We start from the raw sequence: 17,110 nt of genomic DNA on the forward strand, positions 1-17,110 counted from the left end.
TTCCTTGCCCGCCAGCCTCTTCTGGGCTAGTCAAGACCCATGGGACAAGAGATTTTGCCGCCTTCCGGCGGAGACGACGACAATATCCAACCGGTCGACCTCAAGGCGGCGCTCGAGCAGCGTTACCTCGCCTATGCGCTGTCGACCATCATGCATCGCGCTCTGCCTGACGTGCGCGACGGGTTGAAGCCCGTGCATCGCCGCATCGTCTATGCAATGAACGAGATGGGGCTGAGGCCGACTTCGGCCTTCAGGAAATGCGCCAAGATCGTCGGCGAGGTGATGGGAAATTACCATCCGCACGGCGACCAGTCGATCTACGATGCGCTTGCCCGTCTCGCCCAGGATTTCTCGCAGCGCTACACGCTGGTCAACGGCCAGGGCAATTTCGGCAATATCGATGGCGACAGCCCGGCCGCCATGCGTTACACCGAATCGAAGATGACGGCGGTCTCCGAACTGCTGCTCGAAGGCATCGATCAGGATGCCGTCGACTTCCGCGACACCTACGACGAATCGAATTCCGAGCCGGTCGTCCTTCCCGGCGCCTTCCCGAACCTGCTCGCCAACGGCTCCTCCGGCATTGCCGTCGGCATGGCGACCTCGATCCCGTCGCACAATGCCCATGAGCTTTGCGACGCCGCCCTGCATCTGATCAAGCATCCCGATGCGACCGTCGAAAAGCTTGTCGAATTCATTCCCGGCCCGGATTTTCCGACCGGTGGTATCATCATCGACAGCCGCGACAGCATCATCGAGAGCTACCGCACCGGTCGCGGCGGTTTCCGTGTGCGGGCGAAATGGCAGACCGAGGATCTCGGCCGCGGCGGCTACCAGATCGTCATCACCGAAATTCCCTTCCAGGTGCAGAAGTCGCGGCTGATCGAGAAGATCGCCGAGCTGCTGATCGCGCGAAAGCTGCCGCTGCTCGAAGATATCCGCGATGAATCGGCCGAGGACATCCGTGTCGTCCTGGTGCCGAAATCCAGGAGCGTCGATCCGACGATCCTGATGGAATCGATGTTCAAGCTGACGGAACTCGAAAGCCGCTTCCCGCTCAACATGAACGTTCTGTCCATGGGCCGCATCCCGAAGGTCATGGCGCTGAACGAGGTGTTGAAAGAGTGGCTGGATCACCGCCGCGAGGTCCTGCAACGCCGCTCGCGCTTCCGTCTGGCCGCGATCGAAAAACGTCTCGAAATCCTCGGCGGCCTGCTGATCGCCTATCTCAACATCGACGAGGTGATCAGGATCATCCGCGAGGAGGATGAGCCGAAGCCGGTCATGGTGGCGCGCTGGGATCTCACCGACAATCAGGTCGAGGCGATTCTCAACATGCGGCTGCGCTCTCTGCGCAAGCTCGAAGAGTTCGAGATCCGCAAGGAGTTCGACGAACTCACCAAGGAAAAGGGCGAGATCGAAGCGCTGCTGGCCTCCGACGACAAGCAGTGGCAGACGGTCGCCTGGGAAATCGGCGAGGTGAAGAAGAAATTCGCCAAGGCGACCGAGGTCGGCCGCCGCCGCACCCAGTTTGCCGACGCACCCGAAGCCGATGAGCAAGCCATCCAGCAGGCGATGATCGAGAAGGAACCGATCACCGTCGTCATATCCGAAAAGGGCTGGATCCGTGCGCTGAAGGGCCATATCGCCGATACGGCGACGCTGACCTTCAAGGAGGGCGACGGCCTGAAGATAGCCTTCCCGGCGCAGACGACGGACAAGATCCTGATCGTCACGACAGGCGGCAAGGCCTTCACGCTTGGCGGCGACAAGCTGCCGGGTGGTCGCGGCCACGGCGAGCCGCTGCGCATCATGGTCGATATGGACAACGACCAGGCCGTGCTGACCGCTTTCGTCCACGATCCCGCGCGCAAACAGCTGATCGTCTCCACAGCCGGCAACGGCTTCGTCGTTGCCGAGGCCGAGCTGGTCGCCAATACCCGCAAGGGCAAGCAGATCATGAATGTCGCGCTGCCCGAGGAAACGCAGCTGCTGGTGCCGGTCAGCGGCGACCATGTCGCCGTCGTCGGCGAAAACCGCAAGCTGCTGGTCTTTCCCTTGACGCAGGTGCCGGAAATGTCGCGCGGCAAGGGCGTTCGCCTGCAGCGTTACAAGGATGGCGGCATTTCCGACGTCCGCTGCTTTGCGATATCGGACGGCCTCGTCTGGGAAGACAGTGCCGGCCGCACCTTCACGAAGAACAAGGACGAGCTTGCCGAATGGCTGGGCGACCGCGCCAGCGCCGGGCGCACCGTGCCGAAGGGTTTTCCGCGTAGCGGCAAATTTGCCGGGTAGAGCAATTCCAGGAAGAGTGCGAAGCGGTTTTCTGTCTGGAATTGCATGAAAACGAAGAGCCAAGCATTTTCCTGGTTCGAACAGAACCGAAATGCTCTGAGCCATAAAAATTCCGCGCCCGACTCTTGGCGGGTGTCGGAACTTCTCTATCTCATTGCTGTTACCCGAAAGAAGAGAAGGCCGGTTCTGTGGGCGGATGGAACGGCTGTGGCCCGTGCGCCTGGGAAAGGCGCGCGTGCTCTACCGGAGGAAAATCGATGCCCGCCAGCACCATCAAATTGCATGTCAGCCATACCTACAGAGCGTCGCCCGCTGTCGTGTATGACGCCTGGCTCAACCCCGAAATCGCCCGCCGCTTCCTGTTCGCCACCGATGACGGTCACGTCATCCGCGCCGACATCGATCCGCATGTCGGCGGTCGTTTTTTCATCGTCGACCGCCGCCCGACCGGCGACGCCTTCCACCAGGGCGTTTTCCTGGAATTGAAGCGCCCGCGCCGTATGGTCTTCTGCTTCTCCGTCGAAGAGCACGACCACAATTGCGACCGCGTCGAAATCGACATCGAGCCGCTCGGCGGCGGCAGCCGTCTGACGCTGACCCACGAAATGTGCGCTGAATGGGCCGAACACGAGGAAAAGACCCGGAAAGGCTGGGCGCATATCATGGAAGGGCTCGGCCGGGAGCTGGAACAGCAGCAGATGAAGGCTACGGGTTGAGTGGCACGCTGAAATCCCTGAGGAAGCGGGCAGCACCTTCTTCGTCGATCTCGCCGGCTGCGACGGCAAGAACAAAAGCGTAGAGATTGGCATCGGTCGTTTCGATCTCGTAGCCGTTTTCGAGAAGGAAAACGCCTGCCGTGACGATCGCGATCCGCTTGTTGTCATCGACGAAGGCGTGGTTGCGGGCAAGGCCGAAAAGATAGGCGGCGGCGAGTTCGATAGCGTCGTCGCAGCCATAATGCGCGTTGTGCATCGGCCGCCCGAGAGCGGATTCCAGCGCGTCTTCGTCACGCAGACCGGTAAGACCGCCGAAGCGCTCGATCTGCATTTTCTGCAGAGTTTCCACCAAGGGTCTCGTCAGGAATTTGAAGGCCATTATTCGGCCAGCTTTTTCAAGGCGACCTTATACTTGTCCATGAAATAACGCGCCGCCTCAAGTTGACGAGACAGATCCTCATCGACCGGCTTCATTTTGATGCCGCCGTTTTCCATCTGCAATTCCAGCGAGTCGCCCGTCTTCAATCCAAGACGGTCGAGAACTTCCTTCGGGATAATAACTCCGTCGGAATTGCCGATCTTGCGGATGGTGACGTTCATTTGCTCATTCCCTGATGTGGTAACAGAGTTATAACATCAGGGATGGACAGGCGACAACATCTATTCCGCCAATGGCCTGACGTTTCTACCCCGCACCATCCAGAAACAATGCCCGGCGATCGCCGTCACAAGGATGCCGCCACCGAGGAGCGTCATCGTGGCCGGTGTTTCCGCAAAGATCAGCCAGACCCAGATCGGCGCGAGCACCGTTTCGAGCAGGTAAAACATGCCGACCTCAGGGGCGGAGAGGTAGCGTGGTCCCGTCGCCAGGCACCAGAAGGCGACCGGCATCACGATGGCGCCGTTGAGGAGGATCCACCCGGGGTGGGCGATGGAAAGCCCTGAGGGCAAGGCTTGCGCAAGGCCGAGGACGGTCGGCAGGATGGCGGCAAGCAGCGGCACGAAGCCCATTTCCCGCCGCGAGGCGCGCCCGATCGTGATGGCTGCGGCAAGAATAAGCGCGCTGACAAGCGCCATGGCGTCGCCGAAGAAATGGCCGCTGGAGAGACCCTCACTTACGATCAGTCCGACGCCGAAGATCATGAACAGCATGGCGATCAGCGTTGCAAGCTCTGGCTTTTCCTTGAGGAAAATCCAGGAAAGAAGCGCCCCGAACATCGGGTTGAAGGCGACGATGAAGACGACATTGGCTGTGGTCGTATTGAAGACGGCCAGTACGAAGGTGAGGGAGGAGAGGCCGTAGAGCAGACCGGCGAGCAGGCCGGGCCGACCTGGAACGAGCACTGGCCATTTGCCCGAGGCAAGGCGCATTGCTCCAAGGATGACGAGCGTGGCCAGAACCGTCGCTGCACTTCGTATTCCCAGGATCGACCAGATATCACCGCCTCCAAGGCGGACGAGCGGGATATCCATGGATAGCGCCAGCCCGCCGATCGCCGTCAGCAGCAGACCCTTCCGGTGATCGGAAACAGCGGACATTCAGTCGTGCGGGCTTTCAGGCATGGAGGAGGGATCGAAGCGTTCCCAGCCGCGCGGGGTCAGATGCTCCTGTGGCTGAAAGCGTGTCTTGTAATCCATTTTCCGCGACCCTTGAACCCAGTAGCCGAGGTAGACATGCGGCAGGCCCAGCGCCCTAGTGCGCCTGATATGGTCGAGAATCATGAAGGTGCCGAGCGAACGCCGCTCGAGCGCCGGATTGAAATAGGAATAGACCATCGACAGCCCGTCGCTCATCGTATCGGTCAGCGCCGCGGCAAGCAGCTCGCCCTTCGGCCGCTCTTCCAGTCCGGAGCCTTCCTCGCGCCGGCGGTATTCGACGATTCGCGTATTCACATGTGTGTCTTCCACCATGATCGCATAGTCGAGCACGGTCATGTCGGACATGCCGCCCTGCTGGTGGCGGTAGTCGAGATAGCGTCGGAAGAGCGAATATTGTTCGCTGGAAGGCTGGGCGGTGAACTCGGTGGCGATGACGTCGGAATTGGCGGCAAGCACCCGCTTCATCGATTTCGTGGGCTCGAATTCCTGGGCAAGAATCCGCACGGAAACACAGGCGCGGCAGGATTCGCAGGCCGGGCGGTAGGCGATGTTCTGCGAGCGGCGGAAACCGCCTTGCGTCAGGATGTCGTTCATCTCGGCCGCCCGCGGGCCGACCAGATGAGTGAACACCTTGCGCTCCATCTCATGCGGCAGATACGGACACGCAGCCGGAGCCGTCAGATAAAACTGCGGGGATGGCGTCGTCTGCGTATTCATTTGTCGCGGAAATTTCCTTGTCGAGACAGTGCCGTTTTCTGACAGCATGACCTAAGAATAGAAAACGTCAACAGCGCGGCGGTCTCCGCCCTTCATTTCGGTCTTCTAATTTTAGATATGGAGCGTCGTCATCCCGGGCACAGGGAAGGTGGAGACTTTTTTCGTCTCCGCCGCGAGGTCTCAGCCATGGTCTCAGGCCGTGCGCACCGTCACCGTGCCGACCAAGAGGTCGTGAATGAGGCGGCTGCGTTCGATAAACAGGCCGGCAAGCAGGATGAGCGGCGTCAGCACCGAGTTGAGGATCCAGAACAGCGCCAGATGTACGATCGCCGTCAGGAAATCCATCGGCCGTCCATCGACGCGCACGATCGCGATCCCCATCGCCCGCATGCCGAGCGAGGCCTGGCTCGGTCCGCCGACGGTCAGGCCGAAGTAAATCCCGGCGACGATGACGAAGAGGGCAGGGTAGAGAAGGAAGCCCAGCCCGAGCGTGATGATCGACAGGAAGAACAGCACGATCGCTGCGGGGATCCACAGCAGCGCCACGATGAGGTAGTCGAGGATGAAGGCAAGGACGCGGCGGCTCAACACGCCGCTATAGGCGCGCCAGTCCTCCGGTGCGGCAAAAAGCGGATTGGGGTTGTAGCTCATCTCGATCTCCTGCGAAAAAGCGATGCCGCTGATATGGTGTCGGAAGGGCGAAATACAATAATCGCCCTACACTCACCGTTTTCCGAGGATTTTCGCCACCTCGACCGCGAAATAGGTGAGAATGCCGTCACATCCCGCCCGCTTGAACGACAAGAGCGTTTCCAGCATCGCCCGCTCGCCGTCGATCCAGCCGTTCATCGCCGCCGCCTTGATCTGGGAATATTCGCCGGAGACCTGGTAGGCGAAGGTCGGCAGGCCGAAGGCCTCCTTCATCCGCCAGCAGATGTCGAGATAGGGCAGGCCCGGCTTGACCATCAGCATGTCGGCGCCTTCCTCGACGTCGAGGGCCGCGTCGCGGATCGCCTCGGTGCCGTTCGCCGGGTCGATATAATAGGTCTTCTTGTCGCCCTTCAGCAGCCCGCCGGTCGAGATCGCCTCGCGATAGGGGCCGTAGAAGGCGGAAGCGAATTTCGTCGCATAGCTCATGATGCCGACGTTCTGGTGTCCGGCCGCGTCGAGCGCCATGCGGATCGCGCCGATGCGCCCGTCCATCATCTCCGACGGCGCGATGATGTCGGCGCCGGCATCCGCCTGCATCACGGCGGCGCGCGCCACCTGGTCGACGGTCTCGTCATTGACGATCTCGCCGTCTCTCAGGATCCCGTCATGGCCATGGCTGGTGAAGGGATCGAGCGCCACGTCGGTGATGACGCCGATATTGGGGACAGCCTTCTTGATCGCCGCCGTCGCCTGGTTGATCAGGTTATTGGCTTCCAGGCTGTTCGAGCCGGTCTCGTCGCGCAGTTCCATTTCGATGTTCGGAAAAGTGGCGAGCGCCGGAATGCCGAGGCCGGCCGCTTCGCGTGCGGCTTCGACGGCTTTGTCGATGCTCATGCGGTTGACGCCGGGCATGGCCGCGATCGGATCGACGATGCCGGAACCCGGCACGATGAAGATCGGCCAGATCAGGTCGTCGACCGTCAGCCGGTTCTCCTGCACCAGCCGGCGCGTCCAATCCGCCTTGCGATTACGCCGCATGCGGCGATGGCCGGTGATGTCGTCGACGAGATGCGTCCTGTCCTGCATGATATCTGTCCCTGGCCCATTCCATTTATCGGAGCGCTCATTATCATGGCGCCCGGAAAATCCAAACCGGACGATTGGCCGCGGCGGAAAACACCCTTATGACGATACAACCGGAACCGATGTCTGCGCCATGGAAACCGATAGCCCGACGATCCCGAAACGCACATTGGCGGATCTCCTCTTCATTCTCTTCCTGAGGCTGGTCGCCCTATCCTGCTTCTGGTTCGGCCTGCAATACTGGGCGATGCTCGTCGGCTATTCGCTGGTCGGCGCCGGCCGCTTCGATCTGTTGAGCCTGCCATGGAAGGTTGCGAGCACCAGCCTTGCCGTGCTTTTCCCCGTCGCCTCCCTCGGCCTATGGCTCACCGTCTCCTGGGGGCCGGTCATCTGGGTGCTCGCCGCCGGCGGCCAGGTGCTGATGTATGGCCTGCTGCCGGATATTTTCGGCCCCAACAAGCTGATCATCCTGCTGCATCTCATGGTCGCCGCTGTCTACTGCATTTTCCGCCTGCTGCTGTGGCTGGAAAAGCGCCGGCACCGCCGCCAGGTAAGCGTTGATTTACCCTGAGACAACGTGGGGTTTCCAGTAAGGCTCCGTTAAGCCTGCGGTTTAAGTCGAATTTTATATGTATTCGATAGGGTCTCACTCAAGGCGGGAAGAAAACGACACCGCCAATCAAACAGTGAGGCAGTCAATATGAACACGAAAATCAAGCCGCAGGCGGTATCGAACTTCCGTGACCAGCAGGATCAGGGCATCCGTGATCTTTACATGGAATCCCTTCATCTTGTTGAACGTCTTCACCGTCGTCTTCTCGACGTCATCAAGGACGAGTTCGACCGTCAGGGCCGCAGCGACGTCAACGCCATCCAGGCGCTGCTCCTTTTCAACATCGGCAATTCCGAGCTGACCGCCGGCGAGCTGCGCTCCCGCGGCTACTATCTCGGCTCCAACGTTTCCTACAACGTCAAGAAGCTGGTCGATCTCGGCTTCATCAACCACCAGCGCTCGCGCATCGACCGCCGCTCGGTCCGCATCAGCCTGACCGAAACCGGCCAGGACATCGCCGAGACGGTCGCCAAGCTCTACGAACGCCACATCGCCTCGATCGACAAGGTCGGCGGCATCGGCACCGACGAGTTCACCCAGATGAACAAGCTGCTCCAGCGCCTCGACCGCTTCTGGAACGACTCGATCATGTATCGTCTCTAAAATCCCTGACCTCCTTTCAGGGTTGCAGAAAACCGGACGTGTCCCTGCGCGTCCGGTTTTGCCGTTTGCCCGCGTGGCATCTTTGCAACGCAGGGCAGGCAAGCGTTATCGCCTGTATTCAAGCCGTTTTTTAGCCGTTATTAACCGGCACCGTTTAGCCCGTCATGGTTCGTTGCGTCGTGTCTCCGGCAGCCGGCGGTCTATCTTCCGAGCCGGTAACACGAATTGGCCATATTGGTGTGGCAGCGGAAGGTTTAACAACCGGCGCTTGAACCGATCGGAAATGTTCAGGCTGTCGCATCGCGTTTCGGTGATGCGACCAGCGGAATTTTTTGATGCGCCGGGACAACGAATGCACAGAGATCTGCGTTACGGCGCAGTGATATCGCAAAGAGCCGCGGCTTTCCTTTATCGCGGCATTCAGTGGTTGGGACTATGTCGAAGAAAAACGGAATTGAAGCTCTCTCGCGCCGCGCTTTCCTGGCGTCGGCGGCAACGGTTGGCGCCGGCGCGCTTGCTGCCGGGCCTGCATTTGCGCAATCGGCGCTCGATGGGCTCCTGAACGCGCCGCGGCGCGGCAACTGGGACGACCAGTTCGACGCCAAGGCGGCTTCGCGTACGGCGACGGCCGTCGTTTCCAACACGCCGATCCTCGGGCCTCAATCGGTCGCCAGCGCCCAGCAGGCGATCCTGCAGTATCAGCAGATCGCGTCCGCCGGCGGCTGGCCTGAAGTCAATCCCGGTGACCAGCGCCTGCAGCTCGGCGTCAGCCATCCCGCCGTTCAGGCGCTGCGCCAGCGTCTGGCGATCACCGGCGACCTGCCGCGCGAAGCCGGCATGTCGAGCGCCTTCGATTCCTATGTCGACGGCGCCGTCAAGCGCTTCCAGGCGCGTCACGGTCTGCCGGCCGATGGCGTCCTCGGCGAATTCACCCTGAAGGCGATGAACATCCCCGCCGATGTCCGTCTGCAGCAGCTGAACACCAACCTCATCCGTCTGCAGACCTTCCCCGGAGACCTGGGACGCCGTCACCTGATGGTCAATATTCCGGCCGCCTATGTCGAGGCTGTCGAAGACGGCAGTGTCGCGACCCGTCATACCGCGGTTGTCGGCCGCTTGAGCCGCCCGACGCATCTCGTCAATTCGAAGATCTACGAGGTCATTCTCAATCCCTACTGGACCGCGCCGCGCTCGATCGTCGAGAAGGACATCATGCCGCTGATGCGCAAGGATCCGACCTATCTCGAAAAGAACGCCATCCGCCTGATCGACGGCAAGGGCAACGAAGTCGCGCCCGAGACGGTCGACTGGAACGGCGAGGCGCCGAACCTGATGTTCCGTCAGGATCCGGGCAAGATCAACGCCATGGCCTCGACGAAGATCAACTTCTACAACAAGAACGGCGAGTACATGCACGACACGCCGCAGCAGGGCCTGTTCAACAAGCTGATGCGCTTTGAATCTTCGGGCTGCGTCCGCGTCCAGAACGTGCGCGACCTGACGAACTGGCTGCTGCGCGAGACCCCCGGCTGGAGCCGCCAGCAGATGGAGCAGGTGATCGCAACCGGCGTCAACACGCCGATCAAGCTCGCGGCGGAAGTTCCGGTCTACTTCGTCTACATCTCCGCCTGGGGCATGCCCGACGGCATCGTCCAGTTCCGCGACGACATCTATCAGATGGACGGCAATGCCGAATTGGCGCTCGATACCACGGCTGGCATGGAACAGCCGGTGCAATAAGCGGCGACCTCTGCATCGCACCCTCGAACCGCGCCCTCCCGGCGCGGTTTTTTTATTCCGGCGAGGGCGCTTTATCCCCGAGCTGCGATTCTTCGGCGCCGCGCTGTCGCAAAATGACTGGAGCGCGCGCTTTGCTCAGCAAATGTCGTTCTTCGTATTGCCCTTGCCACAGGGGAAGGATAATACCTTCGCGCATTCCAGTTGAGGAGCCCGCCCATGACCAATGCTTCCACCGAATCCTTCTTCAATCGCTCGCTTGCGGACGTCGATCCCGAGATTTTCGGCGCGATCGGAAAGGAACTCGGTCGCCAACGGCACGAGATCGAACTGATCGCTTCCGAGAACATCGTCTCCCGCGCCGTGCTGGAAGCCCAGGGCTCCATCATGACCAACAAATATGCCGAGGGTTATCCGGGCAAGCGTTATTACGGCGGCTGCCAGTTCGTCGATATCGCCGAGGAACTGGCGATCGAGCGCGCCAAGAAGCTGTTCGGCGTCAATTTCGCCAACGTCCAGCCGAATTCCGGCTCGCAGATGAACCAGGCCGTGTTCCTGGCGCTGCTGCAGCCCGGCGATACCTTCATGGGCCTCGATCTCAATTCGGGCGGTCACCTCACGCATGGTTCGCCGGTCAACATGTCCGGCAAGTGGTTCAACGTCGTCTCCTACGGCGTGCGTGAAGGCGACAACCTGCTCGACATGGATGACGTCGCCCGCAAGGCCGAACAGCACAAGCCGAAGCTCATCATCGCCGGCGGCACTGCCTATTCCCGCATCTGGGACTGGAAGCGCTTCCGCGAGATCGCCGACTCGGTTGGCGCCTATCTGATGGTCGATATGGCTCACATCGCCGGTCTCGTCGCCGGCGGCCAGCATCCTTCGCCGTTCCCGCATTGCCATGTCGCGACGACGACGACGCACAAGTCGCTGCGCGGCCCGCGCGGCGGCGTCATCCTCACCAATGAAGAGGATCTGGCCAAGAAGTTCAATTCGGCCGTCTTCCCCGGTCTGCAGGGTGGCCCGCTGATGCACATCATCGCCGCCAAGGCGGTCGCCTTCGGCGAGGCGCTGCAGCCGGAGTTCAAGGAATACGCCGCTCAGGTGGTCAAGAACGCCCGGGCGCTTGCCGAAACGCTGATGTCAGGCGGTCTCGACGTCGTCTCCGGCGGCACCGACAACCATCTGATGCTCGTCGACCTGCGCAAGAAGAATGCCACCGGCAAGCGCGCCGAGGCAGCGCTCGGCCGCGCCTATGTCACTTGCAACAAGAACGGCATTCCCTTCGACCCGGAAAAGCCCTTCGTCACCTCGGGCGTGCGCTTGGGCGCGCCGGCCGGCACGACGCGCGGCTTCAAGGAAGCCGAATTCCGCGAAATCGGCAACCTGATCGTCGAGGTTCTCGACGGCCTGAAGGTCGCCAATTCCGACGAAGGCAATGCCGCGGTCGAAGCCGCCGTGCGCGGCAAGGTGGTCAACCTCACAGACCGCTTCCCAATGTATGACTACATGGGGTAAGGAGTAGCGATGCGCTGCCCCTATTGCGGTTCGGAAGATACTCAGGTCAAGGATTCGCGCCCGGCGGAGGACAATACGTCCATCCGCCGGCGGCGTATCTGTCCGGATTGCGGCGGCCGCTTCACGACCTTCGAGCGCGTGCAGCTGCGCGAGCTGATGGTCATCAAGAAGACCGGCCGCAAGGTGCCCTTCGACCGCGACAAGCTGGTGCGCTCCTTCGAAGTGGCGCTGCGCAAACGCCCCGTCGAGCGTGACCGCATCGAGCGCGCCGTCTCCGGCATCGTTCGCCGGCTGGAAAGCTCCGGCGAGACCGAAATCTCCTCCGAGCAGATCGGCCTGCAGGTGCTGGAAGCCATGAAGAGCCTCGACGATGTCGGTTTCGTGCGCTACGCCTCGGTCTATCGGGATTTTTCGCTTGCCGAGGATTTCGAGAAGGTTATTTCCGAAATCAACGCCAAGATCGCCCGCGACCCGCTGGACAGATGAGCCATGAGCATCACGCCGCATGACGAGAGTTTCATGGCGGCGGCGATCCGGCTGTCGCGCCGGCATCTTGGCCGCACCGCCACCAACCCTTCCGTCGGCTGCCTGATCGTCAAGGATGGCGTCATCGTCGGCCAAGCGGTCACCGCTCGCGGCGGCCGTCCGCATGCCGAGCCGCAAGCGCTCGCCGAAGCCGGCGAACTTGCCCGCGGCGCCACCGTCTATGTCACGCTCGAACCCTGCTCGCATCACGGCAAGACGCCGCCCTGTGCCGAGGCGCTGATCGCCTCTGGCGTCGCCCGCGTCGTCATCAGCGTCACCGATCCCGATCCGCGGGTTTCCGGCCGCGGCATTTCCATGCTGCGCGACGCCGGTATCGAGGTGGATGCAGGTGTACTGCAAGCCGAGGGCAGGCGTTCGCTGGCCGGTTATCTCACCCGCCAGACGAAGAACCGGCCCTATGTGACTCTCAAGCTTGCCGTTTCCGCCGATGGCATGATCGGCCGCAAGGGGGAGGGGCAGGTGGCGATCACCGGCCCGGAGGCCCGCGCCGAGGTGCAGGCGCTGCGCGCCGAAACCGACGCGATCCTGGTCGGCATCGGCACGGCGATATCGGACGATCCGCTGCTGACGGTGCGCACACCCGGCCTGGAGGCGCAGTCGCCTGTTCGCATCGTGCTCGATCCGTCTTTGGCGTTGCCGCTGACGAGCAAGCTGGTTGCGACGGCGCGAGACGTGCCGGTCATCGTGGTGGCGAGTGAGGACGTGTCGCCTTTAACGGCGGATGTGGAGGGGATACCCCCCTCTGTCCTGCCGGACATCTCCCCCACAAGTGGGGAGATTGGCAAGGAGCACGACCTGAGTTCCTCAGCTACACATGGCGATGGTTCGACTTCGAGAGACGATGTGGAGCGGGGAGCAAGCTCCCAGCCAATCTCCCTCCCTGTGGGGGAGATGCCCGGCAGGGCAGAGGGGGGTAACGCACCCTCTGACACTAACGAGGTCGAATCCCGCCGCGCCGCACTCGAAGCCGCCGGCGTCGAGATCGTCTATTGCAATCCCTATCATCCGGAAATCCTGCTGCCGGCGCTTGCGACACGCGGCATTTCTTCGCTTTTGGTCGAGGGCGGCGCCAAGACGGCGCGGCTTTTCCTGGAAGCCGGTCTCGTCGACCGCATCCAGCTTTACCAGGCGCCCGGCATCATCGGCGCGGACGGTATTGAATCGCCGCTTGATGCAACCGACATACCATCCGGTTTCGCCCATATGGGCACGCGTAAATTTGGCGCAGATCGCCTGGATGAATATGAAAGAGAGAGTTGATGTTCACCGGAATTGTCACTGATATCGGCACGATCGAGTCCGTTTCATCGCTAAAGGAGGGCATCAAGCTCCGCGTTGCGACCTCCTACAACCCTGCTACCATCGATATGGGCGCCTCCATCTCCCATTCCGGCATCTGCCTCACCGTGACCGGCCTGCCGCAGGAAGGCAGCAACGGCCGCTGGTTTGAGGTCGAGGCCTGGGAGGAGGCGCTGCGGCTGACGACGATCGACACCTGGCGGGAAGGCAGCCGCATCAACCTCGAGCGGTCGCTGAAGATCGGCGACGAACTCGGCGGCCACATCGTTTCCGGCCATGTCGACGGCAAGGCGGAAATCCTTTCGGTGACATCGGAGGGCGACGCCACGCGTTACCGCCTGCGCGCACCCGAACATCTGGCGAAATTCGTCGCCCCCAAGGGATCGATCGCCCTCGACGGCACCTCGCTGACCGTCAACGCGGTCGACGGCACGGATTTCGACGTCCTGCTCATCCGCCACACGCTCGAAGTGACAACGTGGGGCGAGCGCCAGGCTGGCGATTTCGTCAATTTCGAAGTCGACACCATGGCGCGCTACGCCGCCCGGCTGGCGGAATTTCCGAGCGCCTGAATCGAAACCGCCATCGATTTTCGAAGTTACGCTACGATTGTCCGATGTGAGCCAATGGCTGCCTCTCACGCTAACCCTCTCCCCGTAAACGGGGCGAGGGGACGTGCCCTGCGAGAACTGGGCGAGGGACGGAGACGTTGCGGCATATCCCCTTCGCCCCGCAAGCGGGGGTCCGAAGGACGGGTCGAGACGCGTGGCTCGACCCCGGTCGGTGCCGGCAGGCGGATGAGGGACTGTTCGCGATCTCCTGGGGCTTTCGCCGAAACTCGCGGTCGATTTTCGGTGTCATGCGCGAGTTGAAAGGGACGGCGCGTCTGGCCGCCCAGATAGCTCACCAAACCGGGGAGAGCTTCGTCAGATATTGGCCGTAGGCACTCTTGCCGTGCTTCTCTGCCAGCTTGGCGAGGTCGTCCTGCGAGATGTAACCCATGCGCCAGGCGACTTCTTCGGGGCAGGCGATCTTGAAGCCCTGGCGTTTCTCCAGCGTGCTGACGAAACCTGCGGCATCGTGCAGGCTGTCGGGCGTGCCGGTGTCGAGCCAGGCATAGCCCCGGCCCATCAATTCCACGAAAAGCTGGCCGCGCTCGAGATAGGCGCGATTGACGTCGGTGATTTCCAATTCGCCGCGCGGCGACGGCTTCAGGTTGGCGGCGATATCGACCACCTGCTGGTCGTAGAAATAGAGGCCGGTCACCGCCCAGTTCGATTTTGGCGCCTTCGGCTTCTCCTCGATCGACAGCGCATTCATCTTTTCGTCAAAGCCGACAACGCCATAGCGTTCCGGATCGGTGACGTGATAGGCGAAGACCGTCGCGCCTTCCCCACGACTCGTGCCGGATTTCATGATTTCCGGCAGTCCGTGCCCGTAGAAGATGTTGTCGCCGAGGACGAGTGCCGAGCTGTCACCGTGCACGAAGTCGGCGCCGATGATGAAGGCCTGGGCGAGGCCGTCCGGGCTCGGCTGTACGGCATAAGTCAGGGAAATTCCCCATTGCGAGCCGTCGCCGAGAAGGCGCTTGAAGGCTTCGAGGTCGTGGGGCGTCGTGATGATCAGCAGCTCCCTGATGCCGGCGAGCATGAGCGTCGTCAGCGGATAGTAGATCATCGGCTTGTCGTAGACCGGCATCAACTGTTTCGACACGGCCTGCGTGATCGGATGCAGACGCGTGCCCGTGCCGCCGGCAAGAATAATCCCCTTCATGCTTTCTCCTTAAAGACCTTTGTTCAAAAGGTCTTGCATGACGATCGTCATGGACTGCTTCCACTCGGGGAGCCGGATTCCATATGTTCTGGCGAGCTTGTCGCCGTTGAGACGCGAATTGGCGGGACGCTTGGCCGGTGTCGGATAGTCCGTCGTCGGGATGCGCTCGACGCCGACGTTTCTGCCGCCCGATTTAAGAAGCGCCGCGAATATCTCTTCGGCGAAGTCCGCCCAGCTTGCTTCGCCGCTGCCGGTCAGGTGAAAGGTGCCGCGGAGCGATGGGTCAGCGTCGGCGACGACCCGGGTTGCGATCGCAAGAACCGCGTCGGCGATGTCGAGTGCCGAGGTCGGGCATCCCGTCTGATCGGCGACGACGCGAAGAAGATCGCGCGTCTCGGAAAGCCGCAGCATCGTTTTCAGGAAATTGGTGCCAAAGGGCGAATAGACCCAGGCGGTGCGCAAGATGACATGGTTCGGGTTCGCCGCCGCGACGGCCGTCTCGCCCGCGAGCTTCGAACGCCCGTAGACGGAGATCGGCCCGGTCGCATCCTCTTCGCAATAGGCAGAGGCCTTGTCGCCGCTGAAGACATAGTCGGTCGAAATGTGGATGACCGGGACCCCGATCCGCGCGGCAGCCTCGGCCACCGCGCCGGCGCCGACCGCGTTGACGGAAAAGGCAAGCTCGGCTTCGCTCTCGGCCTTATCGACCGCCGTATAGGCGGCGGCGGAGACGATCACATCCGGGCGCAGAGCCGAGAAGGCGGCTGCAATGCTTGCAGGATCCGAAAGGTCCATTTCCGGGCGGCCGACCGCGATGATTTCGACGCCCGTTTCGGCGCCGCGTCTGAGCAGCGACTGTACGACCTGGCCCTGTTTACCGGTGACGGCAATGCGCATCGCTTATCACCCCTTGAAAAGGCCGAGGCGTTCGCCGGAGTAGACGTTTTCGCGCAGCGGCCTCCACCACCATTCGTTTTCCAAGTACCAGTGCACGGTCTTCTCAATGCCGGTTTCGAAGGTCTCTTGCGCCTTCCAGCCGAGTTCGCTTTCGAGTTTCGTGGCATCGATCGCATAGCGTGCGTCGTGTCCGGGGCGGTCCGTGACGTTGGTGATCAGACGCGCATGCGGTGCCTTGTCACTGTAGACGCCGTCGAGAATGGCGCAGATGCGATGAACGACATCGATGTTCCTGCGTTCATTGCGGCCGCCCACATTGTATTTTTCGCCGGGGCGCCCTCTGGATGCGATCGTGAAGAGTGCGCGGGCGTGGTCTTCGACATAGAGCCAGTCGCGAACATTTGCGCCGTTGCCGTAAACCGGAAGAGGCTTGCCCTCCAGTGCGTTCAGGATCATCAGCGGAATGAGCTTTTCCGGGAAATGGAACGGGCCGTAATTGTTGGAGCAATTGGAGACGACGACGGGCAGGCCGTAGGTGCGGTGCCAGGCGATCGCCAGATGGTCGCTCGCGGCCTTGGAGGCGGAGTAGGGCGAGGACGGATCGTAAGGCGTCGTCTCCTCGAAGAGACCCTCGTCGCCGAGCGAGCCGTAGACCTCGTCCGTCGAGACATGCAGGAAGCGGAAGGCACTCTTGCCGTGAGCGTCAAGCCCATCCCAATAGTGCCGTGCGGCATCCAGCAGACTGAATGTGCCGACGATGTTGGTCTGAATGAAATCAGCCGCGCCCGAGATCGAGCGATCGACATGGCTCTCGGCCGCGAGATGCATGACGATATCAGGGCGGAAGGACGCGAATGCTTCCTGCATCCTGGCGCGCTCGCAGATGTCGGCGCGCAGGAATTGATAGTTCGGCGCCGATTCGACGGATTTCAGCGATGCCAGATTACCGGCATAGGTCAGCGTGTCGACATTCAGCACCTCGGCGCCGATCTCGCTGACGAGGTGGCGCACCAATGCCGATCCGATGAAGCCCGCTCCGCCCGTGACCAGTATGCGCATCGTC

General features: G+C 61.7%; 18 protein-coding genes. 9 read left to right on the forward strand and 9 right to left on the reverse strand.

Going from position 1 to position 17,110, the window contains the following annotated elements; all coding sequences use genetic code 11:
• Nucleotides 1-39 precede the first annotated feature (39 nt).
• Entirely contained in the window at nt 40-2,295 is a 2,256-nt protein-coding gene (gene parC, locus CO671_RS13920; RefSeq protein WP_097606417.1) for a DNA topoisomerase IV subunit A, read from the forward strand.
• A 257-nt stretch (nt 2,296-2,552) separates the two neighbouring features.
• Entirely contained in the window at nt 2,553-3,011 is a 459-nt protein-coding gene (locus CO671_RS13925) for an SRPBCC domain-containing protein (protein WP_097606418.1), read from the forward strand.
• On the opposite strand, the gene CO671_RS13930 is transcribed toward CO671_RS13925, so the two are convergent.
• The 6 genes from CO671_RS13930 to hemB all read right to left on the reverse strand — a co-directional run bounded on the left by CO671_RS13930 (nt 3,001) and on the right by hemB (nt 7,064).
• Nucleotides 3,001-3,390, reverse strand: coding sequence for a type II toxin-antitoxin system death-on-curing family toxin (locus CO671_RS13930; protein ID WP_097606419.1), 390 nt, complete (start codon nt 3,388-3,390; stop codon nt 3,001-3,003). The genes CO671_RS13925 and CO671_RS13930 overlap by 11 nt on opposite strands.
• Nucleotides 3,390-3,611, reverse strand: a complete 222-nt coding sequence (locus CO671_RS13935; protein WP_097606420.1) for an AbrB/MazE/SpoVT family DNA-binding domain-containing protein — start codon at nt 3,609-3,611, stop codon at nt 3,390-3,392. Before CO671_RS13935 ends, CO671_RS13930 begins: the two co-directional genes overlap by 1 nt.
• A gap of 60 nt (nt 3,612-3,671) precedes the next feature.
• Nucleotides 3,672-4,550, reverse strand: a complete 879-nt coding sequence (locus CO671_RS13940) for a DMT family transporter (protein ID WP_097606421.1) — start codon at nt 4,548-4,550, stop codon at nt 3,672-3,674.
• Nucleotides 4,551-5,327: an arginyltransferase gene (locus CO671_RS13945; RefSeq protein WP_097606422.1), complete on the reverse strand. Its 777-nt coding sequence runs from the start codon at nt 5,325-5,327 to the stop codon at nt 4,551-4,553.
• A 192-nt stretch (nt 5,328-5,519) separates the two neighbouring features.
• Nucleotides 5,520-5,978, reverse strand: a complete 459-nt coding sequence (locus tag CO671_RS13950; protein ID WP_009994177.1) for an RDD family protein — start codon at nt 5,976-5,978, stop codon at nt 5,520-5,522.
• Between the two features lie 72 nt (nt 5,979-6,050).
• The gene (gene hemB, locus CO671_RS13955; RefSeq protein WP_097581704.1) at nt 6,051-7,064 is read right to left on the reverse strand and encodes a porphobilinogen synthase; all 1,014 of its coding nucleotides are present in this window, start codon (nt 7,062-7,064) and stop codon (nt 6,051-6,053) included.
• A 130-nt stretch (nt 7,065-7,194) separates the two neighbouring features.
• Between hemB and CO671_RS13960 the strand changes: the two genes are divergently transcribed.
• From CO671_RS13960 to CO671_RS13990, 7 genes are all read left to right on the forward strand, one after another.
• Complete coding sequence (locus CO671_RS13960; RefSeq protein WP_064682151.1) at nt 7,195-7,632, forward strand: DUF6163 family protein; 438 nt, start codon at nt 7,195-7,197, stop codon at nt 7,630-7,632.
• A 129-nt stretch (nt 7,633-7,761) separates the two neighbouring features.
• Entirely contained in the window at nt 7,762-8,277 is a 516-nt protein-coding gene (locus tag CO671_RS13965) for a MarR family winged helix-turn-helix transcriptional regulator (protein ID WP_004673822.1), read from the forward strand.
• Between the two features lie 435 nt (nt 8,278-8,712).
• Nucleotides 8,713-10,017 (forward strand): L,D-transpeptidase family protein, encoded by a 1,305-nt coding sequence (locus CO671_RS13970; RefSeq protein ID WP_097606423.1) that lies wholly within the window; start codon nt 8,713-8,715, stop codon nt 10,015-10,017.
• A 216-nt stretch (nt 10,018-10,233) separates the two neighbouring features.
• Nucleotides 10,234-11,532 carry a serine hydroxymethyltransferase gene (glyA, locus tag CO671_RS13975; RefSeq protein ID WP_097606424.1) on the forward strand — a complete coding sequence of 433 codons (1,299 nt, stop codon included), beginning with the start codon at nt 10,234-10,236 and terminating at the stop codon, nt 11,530-11,532.
• 9 nt (nt 11,533-11,541) lie between these two features.
• Complete coding sequence (gene nrdR / locus CO671_RS13980; protein WP_003547190.1) at nt 11,542-12,018, forward strand: transcriptional regulator NrdR; 477 nt, start codon at nt 11,542-11,544, stop codon at nt 12,016-12,018.
• Between the two features lie 3 nt (nt 12,019-12,021).
• Nucleotides 12,022-13,338 carry a bifunctional diaminohydroxyphosphoribosylaminopyrimidine deaminase/5-amino-6-(5-phosphoribosylamino)uracil reductase RibD gene (gene ribD, locus CO671_RS13985; RefSeq protein ID WP_097606425.1) on the forward strand — a complete coding sequence of 439 codons (1,317 nt, stop codon included), beginning with the start codon at nt 12,022-12,024 and terminating at the stop codon, nt 13,336-13,338.
• A complete protein-coding gene (locus tag CO671_RS13990) occupies nt 13,338-13,949 on the forward strand; it encodes a riboflavin synthase (protein ID WP_097606426.1) in 612 nt (203 codons plus the stop codon). Before ribD ends, CO671_RS13990 begins: the two co-directional genes overlap by 1 nt.
• Nucleotides 13,950-14,280: 331 nt before the next feature.
• On the opposite strand, the gene rfbA is transcribed toward CO671_RS13990, so the two are convergent.
• From rfbA to rfbB, 3 genes are read right to left on the reverse strand one after another with little or no spacing between them, the layout of a single operon-like run.
• Entirely contained in the window at nt 14,281-15,150 is an 870-nt protein-coding gene (gene rfbA / locus CO671_RS13995) for a glucose-1-phosphate thymidylyltransferase RfbA (protein ID WP_097606427.1), read from the reverse strand.
• A 9-nt stretch (nt 15,151-15,159) separates the two neighbouring features.
• Nucleotides 15,160-16,047, reverse strand: a complete 888-nt coding sequence (gene rfbD, locus CO671_RS14000) for a dTDP-4-dehydrorhamnose reductase (RefSeq protein ID WP_097606428.1) — start codon at nt 16,045-16,047, stop codon at nt 15,160-15,162.
• Nucleotides 16,048-16,053: 6 nt separating this feature from the next.
• On the reverse strand, nt 16,054-17,106 hold the full coding sequence (gene rfbB, locus CO671_RS14005) for a dTDP-glucose 4,6-dehydratase (RefSeq protein WP_097606429.1): 1,053 nt from the start codon (nt 17,104-17,106) through the stop codon (nt 16,054-16,056).
• Nucleotides 17,107-17,110: the final 4 nt, after the last annotated feature.

The sequence above is a fragment of the Rhizobium sp. M10 genome (genome assembly GCF_002531955.1).
Lineage (GTDB): Bacteria > Pseudomonadota > Alphaproteobacteria > Rhizobiales > Rhizobiaceae > Rhizobium > Rhizobium etli_C.